The sequence below is a fragment of the Planktotalea sp. genome, assembly GCF_049680325.1.
In the GTDB taxonomy this organism is placed as follows: domain Bacteria; phylum Pseudomonadota; class Alphaproteobacteria; order Rhodobacterales; family Rhodobacteraceae; genus Planktotalea.
Genome location: NZ_JBAUHO010000099.1, coordinates 1 through 2185, shown reverse-complemented (window position 1 = coordinate 2185; position 2185 = coordinate 1). Strand labels below are relative to the sequence as shown.

The following is a 2185-nucleotide window of genomic DNA, read 5'->3' as shown; positions in this document are numbered from 1 at the left end:
CAATACCGCAAAACTGCCGCATAATATCAACAACAAGACGAGCCAAAGTCTCTCTTAGCTTAGACCACTTCAGTCTCAAATACCCTGAACACGAACAGCCCGACAAGCACATCAACCTGGCGCAACTTCGTTACAATCTCTTCGGGTTTGTGACGTTTAATAGCCATTTTAAGTCCTCCAAATACTAACTTATAGGATGGACCAATTCATTGGCGGAAGATCAGCGCCATACTGGAAATAACATGGCAGACAGTTAGAGAAACCAAATGAGCGGATATGAAAAATCACCCGACTATGGTGGCCCAGAGCCAAGTTCTCATGAGTGGCTGTATTTAATAATTGCTATCTTGGTGGGATTGCTTTTGTATTTCTATTAATTGATTTGAGGCCAAGAATTGAAACAGAATTATCCCATTCCACCGACGTTTTTGAGTTTTGCAGAATCAACGCTGCTTCGTCTTCAAACATAAAAGACAATGGATTTGGCGAACGAGGCGCGCGGATTATTAAAAGTTTTCGGAATTCGCCTGCCAAAGACTGTCAAACATGGCAGCTTTGATAATGTCGTCAGACCAATGATCGAAATGGATGATGTCTTGGCACATGCGTTGATACCATTGCTTGACGCTCGGTTGGTCCTTTATCAGCACTATTTAGAACTGGACCGACGAGTCAAACGGGCAGCAACCCATGACGAAGTTTACATGCGATTTATGACGGTCCCGGGCGTCGGACCGATTGCGGCGCTGACCTTCAAGGCTGTCGTAGATGACCCAACACGGTTCAAGCGATCACGCACGGTGGCAGAACACTTCAGTCTGAAGCCTCGTCGACACCAATCTGGTGAGCGTGATAATCCGGGACGAATATCTAAAGCAGGTGACCAAAGTGTTCGCGCTACGCTTTATGCGGCAGCAAATGCATTGCTCATGCGAACGATGGCTGGATCTCAAATCAAATTCTGGGGCATGCGGTTGATGCGCACCAAAGGTCGCCGCAGAGCTGTTGTTACCGTTGCGCGCAAGTTAGCCGTTCTTCTGCATCGTAAGTGGATCGATGGCACAGCGTTCCGTCAGGACCAAGTAGGAGGTAAAGCATGATCTAAGACGCCAACTACCCAATTCTAACGGGGTCGTCTTCACCGGACGAGGTTCGTGGATGAAGCCGAAAATGTCTGCTGCGCAACTTGAAGCGCGCCGGAAAGCGGGGCTCTCCATTACCAATCCGACACATGCATGCAGCGGCGCCATTCGAACGCCAAAACAGACTGTGAAGAGAAGCGTGACCCGGATGAGTGACTATGGCCCAAGAAAACAAAGGAAAAAGTGCTTGACCTAAACACCCAATTAGAGAAGCGGAAGTTTGCTCCAAACCCTTTAGTTAGCAGCAGACTTTAAAAGCGGACATTCAAGTTATTAATATTCGTTTGGTCACTTCCAAGGGTAGCAATGCGGGGCGGAAATCGACAAACGAGCAGCGGCAAAATGTTAGGTTTCGTTACTCTTGCTTCAAATCCTCGACGATATCGATACCATCATCGATCAGCGTAGTTATCTGGCTTTCGTCGAGATCGTTCATAACGAAAGCACCAAAAGCCTTTAGCGTTCGTGGCACGCCGACCTCGAGCGCGGTCTCCGACAAAACTGTAGGGCTTTACTCAGCTTGCCTCGCCTTTAGGGTGTACGGGATGATCTGTGACTTTGGCTCATTAAGTTCTGCCAGTCGGTAGATACAAACACTAGCAAAATTGTGCAGGTTCCGCTAAGCTTTGCCTCAAAGGTGTAACGGCCCGCAAAACACGCGTGTCGACTTTCCAGCGCAACGAGTTGATGATAAAGTGAATTATTCTAATACGGCATCTCCGAAGTCATCTGTTTTGAAATGGATTTTGCTGTTTCTTGCCTTGATGCTGCTGATCATCCTGCCCTTCATTCTATTCGAAGAACAGATCGAAAAGACTGTCGATTGGGCCATCGAAACGGCACCTGGCGCGCCTCATTTGGCGGCGCTGATCGGAGGAGCACTTACCCTCGACGTGATCTTGCCGGTTCCTTCGAGCCTTATAAATGCTGTCGCCGGCGCAACACTAGGCTTTTCGCTTGGCACGCTTGTGTGCTGGATTGGTATGACGCTCGGGTGTCTCTTTGGCTACTGGATCGGCGCGACCGGCGGCACTGGGTTAATT

Annotated in this window: 3 protein-coding genes; 2 read left to right on the top strand and 1 reads right to left on the bottom strand. The window is 48.7% G+C overall.

Features of this window, described 5'->3' with window-relative positions:
- The first annotated feature begins 476 nt into the window (after nt 1-476).
- Nucleotides 477-1100: a transposase gene (locus tag WBC85_RS04100; protein ID WP_424433403.1), complete on the top strand. Its 624-nt coding sequence runs from the start codon at nt 477-479 to the stop codon at nt 1098-1100.
- Between the two features lie 397 nt (nt 1101-1497).
- Here the strand turns inward: WBC85_RS04100 and WBC85_RS04095 are convergent, their stop codons facing one another.
- Nucleotides 1498-1641, bottom strand: coding sequence for a hypothetical protein (locus WBC85_RS04095; RefSeq protein ID WP_424433402.1), 144 nt, complete (start codon nt 1639-1641; stop codon nt 1498-1500).
- A gap of 235 nt (nt 1642-1876) precedes the next feature.
- On the opposite strand from WBC85_RS04095, the gene WBC85_RS04090 reads away from it, so the two are divergent.
- The coding region (locus tag WBC85_RS04090; protein ID WP_424433401.1) for a hypothetical protein at nt 1877-2185 on the top strand (309 nt) is incomplete at its 3' end.